At 65.0% G+C, this 16,737-nt stretch carries 18 protein-coding genes and 1 pseudogene; 8 read left to right on the top strand and 11 right to left on the bottom strand.

Annotated elements, in window-relative coordinates:
- Positions 1–41: 41 nt before the first annotated feature.
- Complete coding sequence (locus KT882_RS20390) at positions 42–251, bottom strand: hypothetical protein (RefSeq protein ID WP_161070722.1); 210 nt, start codon at positions 249–251, stop codon at positions 42–44.
- 96 nt (positions 252–347) lie between these two features.
- Here KT882_RS20390 and KT882_RS20395 point away from each other — a divergent pair, with 96 nt between their 5' ends.
- The gene (locus tag KT882_RS20395) at positions 348–929 is read left to right on the top strand and encodes a chromate transporter (RefSeq protein ID WP_161070721.1); all 582 of its coding nucleotides are present in this window, start codon (positions 348–350) and stop codon (positions 927–929) included.
- On the top strand, positions 926–1,510 hold the full coding sequence (locus tag KT882_RS20400) for a chromate transporter (protein ID WP_161070720.1): 585 nt from the start codon (positions 926–928) through the stop codon (positions 1,508–1,510). The genes KT882_RS20395 and KT882_RS20400 overlap by 4 nt, the downstream gene beginning before the upstream one ends.
- Positions 1,511–1,682: 172 nt before the next feature.
- On the opposite strand, the gene KT882_RS20405 is transcribed toward KT882_RS20400, so the two are convergent.
- The 8 genes from KT882_RS20405 to ssuE all read right to left on the bottom strand — a co-directional run bounded on the left by KT882_RS20405 (position 1,683) and on the right by ssuE (position 9,186).
- Positions 1,683–2,105: a DoxX family protein gene (locus KT882_RS20405; protein ID WP_228893156.1), complete on the bottom strand. Its 423-nt coding sequence runs from the start codon at positions 2,103–2,105 to the stop codon at positions 1,683–1,685.
- Positions 2,102–3,874 (bottom strand): amidohydrolase, encoded by a 1,773-nt coding sequence (locus KT882_RS20410; protein WP_161070718.1) that lies wholly within the window; start codon positions 3,872–3,874, stop codon positions 2,102–2,104. The genes KT882_RS20405 and KT882_RS20410 overlap by 4 nt, the downstream gene beginning before the upstream one ends.
- A 72-nt stretch (positions 3,875–3,946) precedes the next feature.
- Complete coding sequence (locus tag KT882_RS20415; RefSeq protein ID WP_161070717.1) at positions 3,947–4,513, bottom strand: YceI family protein; 567 nt, start codon at positions 4,511–4,513, stop codon at positions 3,947–3,949.
- Between the two features lie 219 nt (positions 4,514–4,732).
- Positions 4,733–5,566: an ATP-binding cassette domain-containing protein gene (locus KT882_RS20420; RefSeq protein ID WP_228893157.1), complete on the bottom strand. Its 834-nt coding sequence runs from the start codon at positions 5,564–5,566 to the stop codon at positions 4,733–4,735.
- 11 nt (positions 5,567–5,577) lie between these two features.
- Positions 5,578–6,387: an aliphatic sulfonate ABC transporter permease SsuC gene (gene ssuC / locus KT882_RS20425; protein ID WP_228893158.1), complete on the bottom strand. Its 810-nt coding sequence runs from the start codon at positions 6,385–6,387 to the stop codon at positions 5,578–5,580.
- A 1-nt stretch (position 6,388) separates the two neighbouring features.
- Positions 6,389–7,537, bottom strand: coding sequence for an FMNH2-dependent alkanesulfonate monooxygenase (gene ssuD / locus KT882_RS20430; protein ID WP_228893159.1), 1,149 nt, complete (start codon positions 7,535–7,537; stop codon positions 6,389–6,391).
- Positions 7,538–7,560: 23 nt separating this feature from the next.
- Entirely contained in the window at positions 7,561–8,541 is a 981-nt protein-coding gene (locus KT882_RS20435; protein WP_228893160.1) for a sulfonate ABC transporter substrate-binding protein, read from the bottom strand.
- 12 nt (positions 8,542–8,553) lie between these two features.
- Positions 8,554–9,186 carry an NADPH-dependent FMN reductase gene (ssuE, locus tag KT882_RS20440; protein WP_161070715.1) on the bottom strand — a complete coding sequence of 211 codons (633 nt, stop codon included), beginning with the start codon at positions 9,184–9,186 and terminating at the stop codon, positions 8,554–8,556.
- A 196-nt stretch (positions 9,187–9,382) separates the two neighbouring features.
- Between ssuE and KT882_RS20445 the strand changes: the two genes are divergently transcribed.
- The 5 genes and pseudogenes from KT882_RS20445 (at position 9,383) to KT882_RS20465 (ending at position 14,145) form a co-directional block, all read left to right on the top strand.
- Entirely contained in the window at positions 9,383–10,561 is a 1,179-nt protein-coding gene (locus KT882_RS20445; protein ID WP_161070714.1) for an acyl-CoA dehydrogenase family protein, read from the top strand.
- Positions 10,562–10,575: 14 nt separating this feature from the next.
- The gene (locus tag KT882_RS20450; RefSeq protein ID WP_161070713.1) at positions 10,576–11,403 is read left to right on the top strand and encodes a methionine ABC transporter ATP-binding protein; all 828 of its coding nucleotides are present in this window, start codon (positions 10,576–10,578) and stop codon (positions 11,401–11,403) included.
- The gene (locus KT882_RS20455; protein WP_228893161.1) at positions 11,396–12,058 is read left to right on the top strand and encodes a methionine ABC transporter permease; all 663 of its coding nucleotides are present in this window, start codon (positions 11,396–11,398) and stop codon (positions 12,056–12,058) included. The genes KT882_RS20450 and KT882_RS20455 overlap by 8 nt, the downstream gene beginning before the upstream one ends.
- Positions 12,059–12,076: 18 nt before the next feature.
- Entirely contained in the window at positions 12,077–12,952 is an 876-nt protein-coding gene (locus KT882_RS20460) for a MetQ/NlpA family ABC transporter substrate-binding protein (RefSeq protein ID WP_161070711.1), read from the top strand.
- A pseudogene (locus tag KT882_RS20465) lies at positions 12,949–14,145 on the top strand (LLM class flavin-dependent oxidoreductase). The gene KT882_RS20460 and the pseudogene KT882_RS20465 overlap by 4 nt, the downstream one beginning before the upstream one ends.
- On the opposite strand, the gene epsC reads toward KT882_RS20465, so the two are convergent.
- Entirely contained in the window at positions 14,142–15,071 is a 930-nt protein-coding gene (epsC, locus tag KT882_RS20470; RefSeq protein ID WP_228893162.1) for a serine O-acetyltransferase EpsC, read from the bottom strand. The pseudogene KT882_RS20465 and the gene epsC overlap by 4 nt on opposite strands.
- Positions 15,072–15,248: 177 nt before the next feature.
- Between epsC and KT882_RS20475 the strand changes: the two genes are divergently transcribed.
- Positions 15,249–16,433, top strand: a complete 1,185-nt coding sequence (locus tag KT882_RS20475) for a multidrug effflux MFS transporter (protein ID WP_161070709.1) — start codon at positions 15,249–15,251, stop codon at positions 16,431–16,433.
- Here the strand turns inward: KT882_RS20475 and KT882_RS20480 are convergent.
- Positions 16,411–16,632: a hypothetical protein gene (locus KT882_RS20480; protein WP_228893163.1), complete on the bottom strand. Its 222-nt coding sequence runs from the start codon at positions 16,630–16,632 to the stop codon at positions 16,411–16,413. The two genes, KT882_RS20475 and KT882_RS20480, sit on opposite strands and share 23 nt — an antisense overlap.
- Positions 16,633–16,737 lie beyond the last annotated feature (105 nt).

A 16,737-nucleotide genomic window follows, 5' to 3' on the forward strand; every position in this document is an offset into this window, starting at 1 on the left:
GCAATTCTGCGGCACCGGGGAAAAATGGAGGAAATTAGGGCTTAATGGGAGAATTTTCGGCGCAGATCCGGGTGCAGCAGCACACGTTCGATCACGTCGGGGCCGACGTTGTTGGACTTGAGATACTCTATCGCGCACAAGGTGCTGAAACAGCGTTGCACTGCAATGCCCTTGTCGACGATCGCGCTGGAGCGCTCATCCGAGCGCTGCTGAGGCGGGGCCAGTTCTGCAAACTGGGCTGGAAGTGTCATTGCATCCATCATCATCCTTCACAGGTCGGGCGGGCCGGCAAAGCCCGGTGAAAGGAGTATCGAACAATAAATCCCAAAGTCAAGGATAATGGCAGGATGATATCCAGCAACGACATCCCTCCAGATCGCCCCCGCCCGGCCTCGCTGACCGACCTGTTTCTGTCCTTCACTTTTCTCGCCCTGCAAGGCTTCGGCGGCGTGCTGGCCGTGGTCCAGCGCGAGATGGTCGAGCGCAAGCGCTGGCTGACGCAGGAGGAATTTCTGGAAGAATGGGCGGTGGCGCAGGTGATGCCCGGCCCCAATGTGGTCAACCTGTCGCTGGTAATAGGCGCGCGCTATTTCGGCCTGCGCGGCGCCATGGCGGCCCTCGCCGGCATGCTGACGCTGCCGCTGCTGGTGGTGGTCATGCTGGCCGTGCTGCACGCCCACTTCGCGGACCATCCCGGCGTGCAGGGCGCGCTGCGCGGCATGGCGGCCGTGTCCGCCGGCATGATCGCGGCAACCGGCCTCAAGCTGCTCACAACGCTGCGCAAGCATCCCTTGCCGCTGTCCTGGAGCGTACCGGCCGCCGTGCTCGCCGTGGCCCTGGTGGCCTTCCTGCGCGTTCCGCTGGCCTATGTGCTGCTGGGCATAGGCGGGCTGTGCTGCGTGCTCACCTACCGCAGGCTGAAAACATGAATCCACCCATCCATATCGTGCTGAGCCTGAGCGACTGGATCAGCCTGTTCGGCCATTACATGCTGCTGTCGCTGATGTCGATAGGCGGCGCCATTTCCACCACGGCCGAGATGCACCGCTACCTGGTCGAGCAGCACCACTGGCTCACGCCGGCGCAATTCAACGACGCGGTGGCCATAGCGCAGGCCGCGCCGGGGCCGAATGTACTGTTTGTGGCGCTGATGGGATGGAATGTGGGCCTGAACGCGGGCAGCTGGTTCGCCGCCGTGATGGGCGTGGTGGTGACCATGAGCGGCATCATGCTGCCGAGCACCACGCTGACCTATCTGGCCTCGCAATGGCTGCACCGCAACCGCGAACGGCGCGGCGTGCGGGCGTTCAAGCAAGGGATGGCGCCGGTGGTGGTGGGCTTGCTTGTGTCCACCGGCATCATTCTCGCCACCGCCAATGCGCAGACGGCCAAGGACTGGCCGCTGTGGGCGCTGGCGGCAGCCGCGGGCCTGGTGATCTGGCGCACGCGGCTGCATTTGCTGTGGCTGCTGGCGGCAGGCGCCGCCCTGGGGTGGTTTCAGCTGGTATAGCGGCGCTTTGGCGGGTTACGCGGCTCCGCCGCTAACCCGCCCTACGCAGTTGCACGACAAGCCCCGTACACGATGTGCCCCGTAACACGACGAGACCGCCGCACGACGAGCACCGTACACGATGCGCCCCGTACACGACGATCCCTATGCACGACGAGCCGCGTAGGGCGGGTTAGCGCGCCGGCGCGTAACCCGCCAGCCTGGCGTCCACCGAGTAGCGCCCCGCGCCGGACAGGGCGATGGTGCCGAACACGATCACCAGCAGCCAGCCGAACTGCCCTTCCGCAATGCTCCAGTCCGGATGCACCAGCACCATGGACACGGCCAGCAGAAACACCACCGGCAAGGCCGCCAGCCGCGTGAACAACCCCAGCGCGATCAGCACCGGGCAGAACACTTCGGCAAACAGCGCGCACCACAAGGTCAGCGCGCGCCCCATGCCCAGCGGATCGTCGATGTGCGCCAGCTCTTCCTGGTAATGCACGATCTTCGGTATGCCATGCACATGCAGCAGCAGCGCCGCCCCGGTAAGCCGGGCGAACAGCATGCCCAGGTCCGGCGTAAACGGTCCCACCAGTTTGCGCAGTCCCGTCATTTGTTCTGATACCCGCCGTAGTGCTTGACCGGGCTCCAGTCAGGCGCGATGTCCGGCAGCGGCTGCGCATACTGGCCGAATTCCTTGCCCGCATACACCACCTTGCCGTTCACCACGGTCAGCGCGCTTTCCAGGTTCTTGATCTGCTCGACCGGCATGCTGAAATAATCCTGCGGCAAAATCACCAGGTCGGCGTACTGGCCCTTGGCCAGCGTGCCCTTAAGCTTTTCCTCGCCGCTCATCCAGGCGCTGCCCACGGTCATCAGCTTGAGCGCCTCGTAGCGGCTCAGGATGTCCTTCGGCTGCCACAGGCTCAGGCCGCCTGCGGTCTTGCCCGTCACCGCCCAGTACACCGACGGCCACGGGCCGTAGCTGCTCACGCGCGTGCCGTCCGTGCCCAGGCCCACCGGCAGTTTCATCTCCAGCATCTTGCGGATGGGCGGCATCTGGCGCGTCTGCGCGCCGTACTGCTTCCAGTAGTGTTCGCCCTGGAAGTGCATGCGGTCCTGCACGGCGATGCCGCCGCCCAGCGCTTTCACGCGCAGCAGCTGCGCGTCGCTGATGGTCTCGGCGTGGTCGAAGAACCAGCGCAGGCCTTTCAGCGGAATTTCCTTGTTCACCTTTTCGATCACGGCCAGGTCGCGGTCGATCGATTCGCCATAGGTCGCGTGGATGCGGAACGGCCAGCGGTTCTTCACCAGCAGGCGCAGCACGGCTTCCAGCTCGCCTTCCATATGGGCCGGCATGTCCGGACGCGGCTCCAGGAAGTTCTCGAAGTCCGCCGCGCTCCAGACCAGGTTCTCGCCCGCGCCCTCGGTGGTGTAGCCGTTGGCGTAGAACATATGCTGGTTGCTGTCCGGCTTGGTCAGCGTGAGCCAGCGCTGGTAGTCTTCCAGCTCCTTGCCCGGCTTCTGCGCGAACAGGTAGTAAGAGGTACGCACGGTCAGCTTGCCGTCCTTGGCCAGCTCGACGGTCACGCCGTAGTCGTCCGGGAAGTTCTGTCCGCCGCCGCCCGCGTCGATGGCACTGGTCACGCCCAGGCGGTTCAGCTCGCGGTAATAGTGCAGCGTGGAGTTCAGCTGCTGGTCGCGCGGCAGCACATTGGTCTTGGCCAGCGTGGTGTACAGGATCAGCGCGTTCGGCTTGGCGATCAGCTTGCCGGTCGGCTTGCCATCCGCGTCCAGCTCCACCACGCCGTCCTTGAATTTGGTGTCCTTGTTATAGCCCAGGGTCTGGATACCCTTCTGGTTCAGGAAGCCCAGGCCGTACAGATACAGCAGGAAGACCGGCTTGTCCGGCACGGCGGCGTTGATTTCTTCCAGCGTGGGCAAGCGCTTTTCCTCGAACTGGAATTCGTTCCAGCCGCCCACCACCTTGATCCAGGCGCCTTCCGGGGTGCGCGCGGCCTGCTCCTTCAGCATTTCCATCGCTTTTTTCAACGAGGTCACGCCGTCCCAGCGCAGCTCGGCGTTGTAGTTCAGGCCTTCGCGGATAACGTGCAGGTGCGAGTCGTTCAGGCCGGGAATGACGGTGCGTCCGCCGGCGTCGATCACCTGGGTGTTGGCTTGCTTGAGTTTGAGGATCTGGGCATTGCTGCCGACGGCTTCGATTTTGCCGTCTTTCATCGCCACGGCCTGGGCAAAGCTGCCCTCTTTGACCATGGTGGCCACTTTGCCGTTGGTGATGATGAGGTCGGCCGCGTAGGCCGGCGTGAGGAACGCTACGGACAAAGCCGCAGGCAGTACCAGCCTGGTAAATACCGGATTCATATTGTAGTCCTTGAATTTATAGGGCACATCAAAATGGCGGCCGGCCGGCACTGCTTTACTGCATTACTTCATTTATTCCTTGACGGCTTCGACAGCGAAGGTCAGGGTGACTTCGTCGCCCACGTAAGGAGCGTATTTGCCGGCGCCGAATTCCGAACGCAGCACTTTGGCGACGGCGTTGGCGCCGCAAGCGTCTTTCTTCAGCATTGGGTGCGGCATGCACTGGAACGAGGTCACGGTCAGGGTGACAGGCTTGGTGACGCCTTTGATGGTCAGGTTGCCGTCCACCGAAGCCAGCTTGTCGCCAGCGAAGTTCAGCTTGGTCGACTTGTAGGTGATGGTTGGGAACTTGGCGGTGTCAAAGAAGTCTTCGCCCTGGATGTGGTTGTTGAAGACCGGGAAGCCGGTGTTGACCGACTTGGCATCAATGGTCACGTCCACGGAGCCCGATTTCGCGGCTTTGTCGATCACGATCTTGCCTTCGGTTTTGTCGAAGCGGCTCACCTGGTTCGAGTAGCCGAAGTGCGAGTACTCGAAACGTGGGAAGGTGTGGGTGCCGTCGATAACATAGGTTTCCGGGGCAGCGGTAGCAGCCATCGAAATGCCAGCGGCGATCAGCAGAGCAACGATTTTTTTCATAGTAAAACTCCAGTCAATAATGATTGTCAGGACGGGCGGGTGCCCGTTATCTTTGTGATTGACGGCGATTATGCGCTGGCGCAAATCGATTGTAAAACGGAAAATATACCGGTTTATTATCGAAAAAATCGATCGTAGCCACAAGACTGAAGCAATTCATGAGCGCAGTGTACAGACAGGCGCCCGAAGCGCCCATCTGCCAAAGGTAGTATGTACCACTCAGGCGTGCGCGCGCAGCACGTGGGAGAGGATGCGCTGCTCCAGCGCGGCGAAGGCCGCAGCGTTGTCGCCATTGCCGCGCGCGGCGGCGCGGGGACGGGGGAGATCGATGGCGAGGTCCAGCGCAATGGCGCCGTCCTCTATCAGCAGCACGCGGTCGGCCAGGGCCACGGCCTCGGTCACGTCGTGAGTCACCAGAACGGCGGTGAAGCCGCGCGACAGCCACAGCGACTCGATCAGCTGCTGCATCTCGATGCGGGTGAGCGCATCGAGCGCGCCCAGGGGTTCGTCCAGCAGCAGCACCTGCGGCTGGTGCACCAGCGCGCGCGCCAGCGCCACGCGCTGCTTCTGGCCGCCGGACAGCGCGGCTGGCCAATCGTCGGCGCGCTCGCCCAGGCCCACTGTGGACAGCGCGGCGGCGGCGGCGTTGAGCGCATGCGGCAGGCCCAGCGCCACGTTCTCCAGCACCGGCTTCCAAGGCAGCAGGCGCGCCTCCTGGAACATGATGCGCAAGTCGGCCTTGCCCTCGCCCATGCTGATGCTGCCGCTGTCGGCCTGCTCCAGCCCCGCCAGCGCGCGCAGCAAGGTGCTCTTGCCGCAGCCGCTGCGGCCGACGATGGCCACAAACTCGCCCGCCTTCAACTGCAGGTCTATCCCGCGCAGCACTTCACGCGCGCCGTAAGACTTGCGCAGCGCGGAGATGTTGATAGGGACGCCCTCCCGTTCGGGCGCGCCGCGCGCCAGCGGCGCGGCGTCGGCATGGCGGGCGGACGGCCCCTGCGACGGTGCGTCCGTAATCAGGTCGGATTCAAAATAAGTGGGTGCGAGCAGCATGGCGCTCCTTTTCAACGGTATACGGGATTCCAGCGCAGGAAATGCTTCTCCATCGCGCGCGAGGCCAGGTCGGCCAGTTTGCCTAGCAAGGCGTACAGCAGTATGCCCACCAGCACCACGTCCGTTTGCAGGAACTCGCGCGCGTTCATGGTCATGTAGCCGATGCCGGCTTGCGCCGAGATGGTCTCCGCCACGATCAGCAGCACCCACACCAGGCCGAGCGAGAAGCGCACGCCCACCAGGATGGACGGCAGCGCGCCGGGCAGTATCACGTCGCGGTACAGCGGCCAGCCAGACACGCCGTAGCTGCGCGCCATTTCTATCAGGCCCGGATCGGTGGAGCGGATGCCGTGGAAGGTGTTCAGGTACACCGGGAAGAACACGCCCACCGCCAGCAGGAACAGCTTGGCCGTTTCATCGATGCCGAACCACAGTATCACCAGCGGGATCAGCGCCAGCGCGGGGATGTTGCGTATCATCTGCAGCGTGGTGTCCAGCAGGGTTTCGGCGCGGCGGAAGCTGCCGGTCAGCAGGCCCAGGGCCAGCCCCGCGCCCGCGCCCACGGCAAAGCCGCTGCCCGCACGCCACAAGCTGGTGCCCAGGTGGGTCCACAGCTCGCCGGACGCGGCCAGCGTCCAGAAGGCCTGCGCCACCGACAAGGGCTCCGGCAGCACGCGCGTGGACAGCCAGCCCACGCGGGCCGACACTTCCCACAGCAGCAGGAGCGCGGCCGGCAGTATCCACGGCGCCAGGGACGAGGCGAAGGACGAGGAAAATACGCTGCCGCGCGCCTGCTTTGCTCCGGTGTTGGCGGCCGCCATATCAGGCCGCCTTCTTCGGCACGATATTGCTGGCCATGATTTCGCCGAACGGGCCGGTAAGGGACTGCTCGGTGGCGGCCTTACCCTTGCCCAGCAGCGGGAACACCAGCTCGGCGAAGCGATACGATTCCTCCAGGTGCGGATAGCCGGAGAAGATAAAGGTCTCGATGCCGAGGTCCGCGTATTCCTGGATGCGCGCATGCACCGTCTCCGCGTCGCCCACCAGCGCCGTGCCGGCGCCGCCGCGCACCAGGCCCACGCCGGCCCACAGATTGGGCGACACTTCCAGCTTGTCGCGCCGGCCGCCGTGCAGCTCGGCCATGCGGCGCTGGCCCACCGAGTCCATCTTGCCGAACGCCGCCTGCGCCTTGGCGATCACCTCGTCGTCCAGGTGGCTGATCAGTTCTTCGGCGGCGCGCCATGCAGCTTCATTGGTCTCGCGCACAATCACGTGCAGGCGGATGCCGAAACGCACCGCGCGGCCATGCCTGGCGGCGCGGGCGCGTATGTCCGCGATCTTCTCCGCCACGGCGGCGGGCGGTTCGCCCCAGGTCAGGTAGACGTCCATCTGCTCCGCCGCGAGCTCGTGCGCCGGTTCGGACGAGCCGCCGAAGTACAGCGGCGGATAAGGCTTCTGCACCGGCGGGTACAGCGTGCGCGCGCCCTTCACCTGGATATGCTTGCCCTCGAAGTCATAGCCCGCCTCGCCGCCCTCGCCGGACAGCGAAGCGCGCCAAACGCGGATGAATTCATCGGAAATCTCGTAGCGCTTGGCGTGGTCGGCGAACAGGCCGTCCGCTTCCAGCTCGCCCTGGTCGCCGCCGGTGACGACGTTGATCAGCAAGCGTCCGTTAGATAAGCGGTCGAAGGTGGACGCCATGCGCACCGCCAGGCCGGGCGTGGACAAGCCGGGCCGCACCGCCACCAGGAACTTCAGCTTCTTCGTCACGTTAATCAGCGACGAAGCCACCACCCACGCGTCCTCGCAGGAACGGCCGGTCGGAAGCAGCACGCCGTCATAGCCCAGCGTATCGGCCGCCACAGCCACCTGCTGCAAATAGTCCGCATCGACCGTGCGCGCGCCCTTGGAGGTGCCAAGGTAGCGGCTGTCGCCGTGCGTGGGAATGAACCAGAAAATATTCAACGACATTGCTATACCTCTTAAAAACCGGATTACAACTTAAGCTGGAGCAGCGCATCCTTGACTGCTATCGGCTTGGGTATCAACTTCAGGCCCGCGAACGCATCCGCCACCTTCTGCTGCGCGGCGATCACTTCAGGCGTAACATGCTTCACCCCGTAGGCGTAGCGCGACGCGGCCAGTTCCACCACGCCCGTATCCAGGCCGGTCTGCGCGGCCAGGATGGAGGCCACTTCCTTCTGGTTCTTCAGGCCCCACTCGTCCACCTTGGCCAGCTCCTCGATCACGATGCGGACGATCTCCGGATTCTTCTCGGCATACGGCCGCGCCGCCAGGTAGAACTGGTGGTTGGCCACCAGGCCCTGCCCGTCCACCAGCACGCGCGCGCCCAGCTGCTTCTCGGCCGCAGCCAGGAAGGGATCCCAGATCGCCCAGGCGTCCACGCTGCCGCGCTCGAAAGCGGCGCGAGCGTCGGCCGGCGGCAGGAACACCACTTCCACATCCTTGTAGGCCAGGCCTGCTTTCTCCAGCGCCTTCACCAGCAGGAAGTGCACGTTCGAGCCCTTGTTCAGGGCGATCTTCTTGCCTTTCAGCTCGGCCAGGCTGCGCACCTTGGAATCCTTGGGCACCACGATCGCTTCGCTGGCCGGCGACGGCGGCTCGTTGCCGATATAGACCAGATTGGCGCCGGCGGCCTGCGCGAAAATCGGCGGCGCTTCGCCCACCGTGCCGAAGTCGATGCTGCCCACGTTCAGGCCTTCCAGCAGCACGGGGCCGGCCGGGAATTCGGTCCACTTCACGTCGATGCCTTTGGCGGCCAGGCGCTTCTCCAGCGTGCCGCGCCCTTTCAGCAGCGTGAGCGTGCCGTACTTCTGGTAGCCGATGCGCAGCACCGGCTTGGCCTGCGCCTGGGCGATGCCCGGCAAGGCGGAAGCCGCCACCCCGGCGGCGCCGGCGAACAGCAGGCCGAGGGTACGGCGGCGCGCATCGCGCTTGTTTATTGGGGTACTCATGTGCTTTCCTTTTTATGCGGCCTGGGTGGCGGCCGTGTATGGGTAGTCCTGCAGCGAACGCACCGGCGCGCCGTTCGTAACGTGCACGCCGTGGACGGCGGCGGCGCGCGGCTTAGCCAGCGGCGCCAGCGCCGTCACCACTTCATCCACGCCCGCTGCGACACGGCTCGCGATAGGCGGCGCCAGCGTGAGGCCTTCCTCCTCATGCCAGACCAGCTGCTGGCTGGTGGCGAAGATGCTGGTCAGCACCTGCCTGGCGGCCAGCGCATGCAGCACGGGGCGCAGCGCGTAGTCCAGCGCCAGCATGTGCGACTGCGTGCCGCCGGTGGCGATGGGCAGCACGACCTTGCCCGCAAGCCCGTCCTGCGGCAGTAGGTCCAGGAAGGCCTTCAGCACGCCGGAATAAGCGGCCTTGTACACCGGCGTGGCGATAACGATGGCCTGCGCCGAAGCCACTGCCTCGACGGCGCGCTTGATGGCAGCGTCCTCAAAATCCGCATGCAGTAAGGCCTGCGCCGGCAGGTCGCGGACATGCAAGCGCTGCAGCGTATGCCCATGCAGCGCCAGCTTGTCGCCGATGTGCAGCAGCAAGCGGCTGGAACTGGATGGAATCGAAGGACTGCCGCCAAGAAGTAGGATGCTCATTTTTCTCCCCGTGATAAGTGTTGGTTTTTCAGCAGATTAAGTGCGTCCGCCTGAAAGCAAAACGAATTGTTTTACGCATCGATATCTGATTTTCGGCGCATGACATTTCCGCATATGGAAAGCCGTATTTCTTCGTGTACGGGGTCGGAATGCGGGTGCGATACTGGTTCGCATCATCATCATTGGAATTCGTATCATGGACGAAGACTTCTTCACCGAAGACCCCATCGCCGTCGCCTCGGCGCTGGCCGCGCGCCTTGCCGAGAACGCCGTTGAGCGCGACCGCGCAGGCGGCCACGCCGCCGCCGAACGTGAATGGATACGCGAATCGGGCCTGCTCACGCTGTCCATCCCAGCCGAATTCGGCGGCCAGGGCGGCAGCTGGAGCAAGGTCTATCAGGTCATTCGCATTCTGGCCCGCGCCGACAGCGCGCTGGCCCACGTCTTCGGCTTCCACCACCTGCAGCTGGCGGGCATCCTTCTATACGGCAGCCCGCAGCAGCAGCGCCGCCTGCTGACGGAGACCGTGGAGCAGCGCCTGTTCTGGGGCAATGCGCTTAACCCGCTGGACAAGCGCACCATGGCGGCCGACGCGCGCAACGGCTTTGAGCTGAACGGCCTGAAAAGCTTTGCCTCCGGCTCGGTGGGTTCGGACTGGCTCACGCTGTCCGCATGGCACGCGTCCACGCAAAGCGCGCTGATCGCCGTGCTGCCCACGCGCCAGGAGGGCATCCGCGTGCAGGCAGACTGGGATGCGTTCGGCCAGCGCCAGACCGATAGCGGCAACGTCTCCTTCAACGGTGTGCGCCTGCCGTCCGAGCTGGTGCTGCAAGCGCCCGGCCAGGCGCCAACGCCGCGCGCCACGCTGCGCTCGCAAGTGGCGCAGCTCATCATGGCCAACCTGTATCTGGGCATAGGCGAAGGCGCGTTCGAAGCGGCGCGCGCCTACACCAACGACGAAGCGCGGCCCTGGTTCCAGTCCGGCGTGCCCGCCGCCAGCGACGACCCGCTGGTGCAGCACCGCTACGGCCAGCTGTGGACGCTGCTGCGGCCCGCGCAAGTGCTGGCGGACTTTGCGGCGCAGGAGCTGGACCGCGTGTTTGCCCAAGGCGAGCATGTGAGCGCCCGCACGCGCGGCGAACTGGCCGTCACAGTGGCCGAAGCAAAAGTGCTGGCCCACAAGGCGGGCGTTGAGATCAGCAGCCAGCTGTTCGAACTGACCGGCGCCCGGTCCACTTCGGCCAAGTACGGCTTCGACCGCTACTGGCGCAATGTGCGCGTGCATACCCTGCACGATCCGATCGACTACAAATACCGCGACCTGGGCCGCTACGCGCTGCAAGGCACGCTGCCCGAACCAACTGCATATTCTTAAACGACGATAATTCAATGACGATTACCCCGCAAGTCCCTCGCGCGCCGCTGATACAGATCCGCGGCGCAAGCAAAACGTTCGCCCTTCCCAAGGGCGGACAATTCCACGCCGTCAAAAACGTGTCGCTGGAAGTACGCGAGGGTGAAATATTCGGCCTGATAGGCAAGAGCGGCGCAGGCAAGTCCACCCTGCTGCGCCTGATTAACCTGCTGGAGCAGCCGGACAGCGGCAGCGTGACGGTCGATGGCCGCGAGCTGACCGCCCTCGGCAAGCGCGAACTGCGCGCGGCGCGCCAGAACATCGGCATGATCTTCCAGCAGTTCAACCTGCTGCAGAACGCCAGCGTGTTCGACAACGTGGCCTTCCCCCTGCGCATCCACGGCGGCCGCAGCAAGGAGCAGATCGCCGCGCGCGTGCGCGACTGCCTGGAGCTGGTTGAACTGGGCGGCAAGGCGGAAAGCTACCCCGCGCAGCTGTCCGGCGGGCAGAAGCAGCGCGTGGCCATTGCGCGCGCGCTGGCCAGCGGCCCCGCCGTGCTGCTGTGCGACGAACCCACCTCCGCGCTGGACGCCGAGACCACGCGCGCGCTGCTGGCCACGCTCAAGGACATCAACCAGCGGCTGGACGTCACCATCGTCATCGTCAGCCACGAACTGTCCGTGCTGGACGCCATCTGCGACCGTGTGGCCGTGATCGAGGACGGCGCCATCGCCGAGGAATTCGCGCTCACCGGCGGCGAAATGCGCAAGACCGCCCTGGGCCGCGAGCTGGCCAGCCTGCGCCCCGCCGCTGCCTCTCCCTCCGCCGCAATCGCCCCCCGCAAGGAGACCGTCCATGCTTGAAAAATTCATCTCCCTGCTGCCCGAACTCTGGACCGCGCTCGGCCAGACGCTGACCATGCTGGGCATAGGCCTGTCCGCCGCCGTGCTGATAGGCGGCCCGCTGGGCGTGCTGCTGTTCCTGGTGGCAGACGGCCAGTCCCTGCAGAACAAACCAGCCTCCCTGGTGCTGGGCTGGATCGTCAACACCGTGCGCTCCTTCCCCTTTATCATCCTGCTGGTGGCGCTGGTGCCGCTCACGCGCATTATCGCGGGCACCTCCATCGGCCCGCTGGCGGCCGCCGTGCCGCTGTCCATCGCCGCCATCCCCTACTTCGCCCGCATGGTCGAACAGGCGCTGCGCGAAGTGCCGCGCGGCGTGATTGAAGCGGCGCACGCCATGGGCGCTTCCGAACTGCAGATCGTGCTGCGCGTGTTGCTGGTGGAAGCCCGCTCCGGCCTGGTGCTCGCGCTCACCGTGCTGTCCATCAGCTTCCTGTCCTATTCCGCCGTGGCCGGCGTGGTGGGCGGCGGCGGCATCGGCGACCTCGCCATCCGCTACGGCTACTACCGCTTCGAGACCGACGTCATGATCGCCACCGTCGCCGTCCTCATCGCTATCGTCCAAACCATCCAGTTCACGGGCAACCGCATCGCCAGCCGCCTGGACAAACGCTAACTTCATAAGGAATATCCCATGCCATCCCTGCACCACGCCCGCCGCCGCACCTTCGTCCTGCGCGCGCTCAGCGCCACCGCCATTGCGGCGGCCAGCCTGGCCGTCGGCCTCGTTGCTGGCCTCACGTCCGCACCGGCCAACGCCAAAGACCCGAAAGAACTGGTGATAGGAACCAGCGCCGGCCCCTACGCCGACCAGATCAAGCTGGGCATCAAACCCATCCTCGAGAAGCAGGGCTACAAGGTCAAGCTGGTGGAGTTCAACGACTACGTGCAGCCCAATTTCGCGCTGGCCGAAGGCTCGCTGGACGCCAACGTGTTCCAGCACATCATCTACCTGAAGAAGTTCGCCAGCGAGCACAAACTGGCGCTGAGCGAGCTGGTGACGATACCCACCGCCCCCATCGCCATCTACAGCAAAAAGCATAAAACGCTGGCCGACGCCAGGGAAGGCACCACCGTCGCCCTGCCCAACGACCCGGCCAACCAGGCCCGCGCGCTGGTGCTGCTGGACCAGCTGGGCTGGGTGAAGCTGCGCGCCGGCACCGATCCTATCCGCGCCTCCGAAAAGGACATCGCCACCAACACCAAAAAGATCAAGCTGGTGCCGCTGGAAGCCGCGCAGCTGCCGCGCTCCCTGCAGGACACGGACTACTCCTTCGTCAACGGCAACTACGCGCTGGCCTCGGGCCTGAAACTGAGCGAGGCGCTGGTGACGGAGAAGATTTCGCCCAACTACATCAACCTGGTGGCGGTACGCACGGCCGACAAGAACAAGCAGTTCGCCAAGGACATTGAAGCGGCCTACCGCTCGCGCGAGTTCCTGGCCGTGACGAACAAGCACTTTGCGGACTACTCCAAGACCGACTACCAGCTGGCGCTCGAGGCAAAATGAGCAGGAGGATCCGCTTCAACGCCTTCCAGATGAACACGGTGGGCCACCAGTCACCCGGCCTGTGGACGCACCCGCGCGACACCAGCCACCGCTACACCGATCCTGAGCACTGGACCGAACTGGCCCGGCTGCTGGAAGCGGGCCGCTTCGACGCCGTCTTCCTGGCCGACGTGCTGGGCGTGTACGACGTCTACCAGGGCAGCGTGGAGGCTGCGTTGAAGCACGCGGTGCAAGTGCCGCTGAACGACCCACTCGCGCTGGTGCCGCTGATGGCGCAAGCCACCGAGCACCTGGGCTTCGGCGTCACCTGCGCGCTGACCTACGAACATCCCTACACCTTTGCGCGCCGCATGTCCACGCTGGACCATTTGACACGCGGCCGCATGGGCTGGAACATCGTCACCGGCTACCTGGACAGCGCGGCGCGCAACCTGGGCCTGCAGCGCCAGCTCGGCCACGACGAACGCTACGACCTGGCCGACGAGTACATGGAAGTGGTGGGCAAACTGTGGGAGCAAAGCTGGGAAGACGGCGCGGTGGTGAACGACAAGCAGCGCGGCGTCTATATCGACCCGGCGAAAGTACACGCCATCGCCCACGAAGGCCGCTACTACAAGGTGCCCGGCATCCACCTGTGCGCGCCGCCGCTGCTGCGGGCCGCAAGCCGGAAGGACTGCTGATCTACGCGCAAGCGCTCATCATCACCGGCGCCAGCGAGGAGGAAGCCTGGGCCAAACACGAGGAATACCGCAGCCATATCGACATCGAAGCGACGCTAACGCTGCTGTCCGGCTGGACCGGCGTGGACTTCAGCGCCTACCCACTGGACGCCACCATAGACTATATGGACTCGCAGGCCGGCCGCTCGGCGCTGGCCTCCTTCAGCCAGGCGGACCCTGACCGCACATGGACCGTGCGCCAGGCGGCGGAATTCATCGGCCTGGGCGGGCGGCCCGGTGCTGGTGGGAGATGCGGCCCAGGTGGCGGACCAGCTGGAAACCTGGCAGGACGAAACCGGCATCGACGGCTTCAACCTCGCCTTCGCCGTCGCCCATGAATCCATGCGCGACGTGGTGGACTACATCGTGCCCGAGCTGCAGCGCCGGGGGCGATACCAGCGCGAATACGCCCCGGGAACGCTGCAGGAAAAACTGACCGGGCAGCCGCGCAGGCAGGCTGCCCAGTGGGCTTAGCGGCAGTCGTTGCGCATCTGCGCCTGCGACACATTGCTGTTGGCCGGCACGCTTTGCGTGAGCCACACATTGCCGCCTATCGTGGAACCTGCGCCGATGGTGATGCGGCCCAGGATGGTGGCGCCGGCGTAGATCACCACGTCGTCCTCCACGATAGGGTGGCGCGGCGTACCCTTGATGAGTACACCGCTGGCGTCCGCCGGGAAGCGCTTGGCGCCCAGCGTTACGTGCTGGTACAGGCGCACGCCCTGCCCCAGGATGGCGGTTTCGCCGATCACCACGCCGGTGCCGTGGTCGATAAAGAAGCTGGCGCCGATCTGCGCGGCGGGGTGGATGTCCACGCCGGTCTTCGAGTGCGCGATGTCGCAGATCAGGCGCGCAATGAAAGGAGCGCCCAGTTGGTGCAGCAAATGCGCCAGGCGGTAATGCAGGATGGCGATGGTGCCCGGATAGCACAGCATGATCTCGGCAATCGACGTCGCCGCAGGGTCGCCCGCGAAGGCCGCCTGCACGTCCGACACCAGCAGCGCGCGCACGCCCGGCAGCCCCGCCGCGAACTCGCGTGTGATGTTGTTGGCCTGCTCGGTGAGCGCGTCCTCGTTGCCGTCGGCCGGCTGCGCCGTGAACTGCAGGCCGCGCCGCACCTGCTCGGTGAGGCGGTTCAGCGTGGTGTTCAGCGTGTCGCCGACAAAGTAATCAATGCTCTCGTCGGTCAGGTTCGGGCGGCCGTAATGCGTGGGGAACAGCACGGCGGACAGGCCGTTGACGATGGTGGTCAGCGCCTCGCGCGACGGCAGCTCGCGCACGCGGCCCTGGTGGCGGATGTTGTGCGTGGCTTCGCGCGAAATGCGCAGCTGCTCGATCACCGGCCCCAAATTCCAGTGCGCAGGGCGCACGCCGGTGCCGTCATAGGTATCGATAGTCATGGAATCTCAAAAAAACAATGTTATGGCGTAGAAGCTTAATCAGCGGCCCGCGCAAAGCGAAGGAATAAATTCGGCATACCATATGCGAAATCCGCATATCGATATGCCGTTAGCCACCGTCCGGCAGAAGCGCGGCACGTGGCGTAAAATACCGCTCCAGGTAACAATAACGCATCCATGAATATTCTGCTGACACTGCTGCTGGCCGGCCTCACCATGGTCGGTCCGCTCGCCATCGACACCTATCTTCCGTCCTTCCCCGCCATCGCCCTGGCCTTCGACGCGAGCCCCATCGCCATCCAGCAGACCCTCAGCCTGTTCCTTTTCTGCTTCGCCTTCATGATGCTGTTCTACGGCACCATGTCCGATTCCTTCGGCCGCCGGCCTGTCATTCTGGTATCGCTGGTGATTTATATCGCCGCCTCCATCGTCGCGGCGCTGGCGCCGTCCTTCGGCGTGCTGCTGGCCTGCCGCGTGCTGCAAGGACTGTCGGCCGGCGCGGGCATGGTGGTCAGCCGCGCCATCGTGCAGGACCGGTTCTCCGGCGCCGAGGCGCAGAAAATCATGTCGCACGTGATGATGGTGTTCGGCCTTGCGCCCGCCATCGCGCCCATCCTGGGCGGCTGGCTGCAAGTATCCTTCGGCTGGCGCTCCATCTTCTGGTTCCTGACCGGCTTCGGCATCCTGATGTACTTCGCCGTGCTGCGCCTGCTGCCGGAAAGCCTGCCCAAGCAGGACCGCCATCCCTTCCACGGCCGCCTTATCGCGGCCAACTACTGGAAAGTGCTGTGCCACCGCCAGTTCCTGCTGCTGTCCATCAGCGTGGGCATGGCCTTCGGCGGCTTCGCGCTCTACATCGGCTCGGCCGCCTACTTCGTGATGCACATCCTGCACCTGCCGGAAACCGCGTTCGCCTGGCTGTTCTTCCCGCTGATCAGCGGCTCGGTGATAGGTTCCGGCCTGTCCGGCAAGCTGGCCAAGCGCTATTCGCAGAACGCGCAGATCTGGTGGAGCTACGCCATCATGGGCGCAGCGGGCGCGGCCAACATGGCCTACAACCACTACTTCGCGGCGGAAGTGCCGTGGGCCGTGCTGCCGCTGTTCGTGTATTCGTTCGCACTGGCCATCGCCATGCCGCCGATGACGCTGATCGCGCTGAACCACTTCCCCAACAACAGCGGGCTGGCTTCGTCCATGCAGTCCTTCATCCAGATGATTTTGTTCGCGCTGATCTCGGGCGTGGTGGCGCCGATGCTGTTCGACAGCGCCTACAAGCTGGCCTGCGGCGTGATGGGTGGCCTGGCGATCAGCTTCGCCGCCTGGGTGGCGGCGCACGGCATCAAGGCCAAGGCGACGGAGTAACGTCTACATACTGCGCGCCGCCCTGCTCGGGTTCGGGCTCGCCGGACTGCGACGGGCGCGCGTGCCGAGCTTGGCCCAGCGCCAGGATTTCCTTACGGGCCTCCACGAAGTCGGACGTGGAGAGCGGATGCTCCGGGTTGGGCCAGTTGGCGATGGCCCAATCCTGCACCTCCTCGAAGCGCTGCCAGACTTCGTTCACAAACTGCCGCCGCTGCTGCTCGTCCATAAGACTTCTCCATGCTTAGTGCGATTGGCCCAGTATAAGCCCACCGTCGCATACCCGGGCGCACCGCACGCCCTTCCA

Source organism: Pseudoduganella aquatica, from assembly GCF_020865585.1.
Lineage (GTDB): Bacteria > Pseudomonadota > Gammaproteobacteria > Burkholderiales > Burkholderiaceae_D > Rugamonas > Rugamonas aquatica_A.